We start from the raw sequence: 1,135 nt of genomic DNA on the forward strand, positions 1-1,135 counted from the left end.
GCATGATCACGCCAGGGTGTTCCATCGCGCACCATGGCGTTCAGGCGTATCAGCAATACCCGCATGCAGGCCACCAGAGCCACTTTCGCGCACTTGCCTTTGGCACGCAGCCTCGCATAGCGCTCCTTGAAATCGGCGTTGTAGCGCACCATCCCCAGCGTACACATGTAGGTCGCACGGCGCAGTTTCGTCCGCCCACCATAGATCCGCCGCTTGCCGGCCTTGCTGCCGCTGTCGTTGTTATACGGCGCCACACCGGCCAACGCTGCGATTTGTCCACGACTCAGGTCACCCAGCTCTGGCAGGTAGCAAAACAGGCTGGCGATTGTCACCGGACCTACGCCCTTTACGGCACGCAGCCGCTGCAGCAGTTCTGAGTCGACCTTGCGCGCTTGTGCATCGACAAGCTGATCTACCGCTTTGATCTGCACTTTGAGGCTGGCTTCCAGCGCAAGGTAGATGTCCACCACGCTGGGCTGCAGGGCCTGTTTGATACGGCGCCGGTTGTCGTCACGTTGTTGAAGCAGGTTGTTGCGCAAGTTGACCAGCTCAAGCAGGACTTCGCGCCCCTCGTCAGGCTTTGCGAAGCCCTTCGCCTCCAGGCTGGCGGCAAACATGGCCAGCATTTGCGCGTCGATGGGATCGGTCTTGGCACGCTTGCCCATGGCCAGAGCGAACTGACGTGCACGAACAGGGTTAATGCGCTGGACCTTGAACCCGGCATTAGCCAGAAGCTTTACCGACAGTTTTTCGTAACCACCGGTGGCTTCAACAAGAACACGTTCAACCTGACGGGCGTTGAGGTACTCAGCGATGCGGGCGAGACCTTCTTCTGTATTAGGCACACAGAGTTCATCTGCTTTGGGAAATAGCGCGACCTGCAGCGTGGCTTTGGAAACATCAATACCGGCATAGGCGGACATGAGTAAAACCTCTAGGATAAAGAGTGAGAGGCGCTTTGGCCTGGCTCACGCTTGTTGTTCGAGGTCGGACTCAGTCAACTGTTCGAGCTTTGAGCCAAAGCGGGAAGAGTGGATGGCAGCTTGGCTCCCACACGTGCTTCAGGCACCGCGGATTGTCAGCTTGCCATCCACCCCTCTCACCCCAGACTTTACCTTGATCAAAGACACAAGCG

At 58.0% G+C, this 1,135-nt stretch carries 1 protein-coding gene; it reads right to left on the minus strand.

What is annotated here, in order from left to right:
• Nucleotides 1-923 (minus strand): IS110 family transposase (locus BZK31_RS24015; RefSeq protein ID WP_083185774.1); only part of this gene is annotated, 923 nt, incomplete at its 3' end.
• Nucleotides 924-1,135: the final 212 nt, after the last annotated feature.

Origin of the sequence: Pseudomonas floridensis, from assembly GCF_002087235.1 — a bacterium.
Lineage (GTDB): Bacteria > Pseudomonadota > Gammaproteobacteria > Pseudomonadales > Pseudomonadaceae > Aquipseudomonas > Aquipseudomonas floridensis.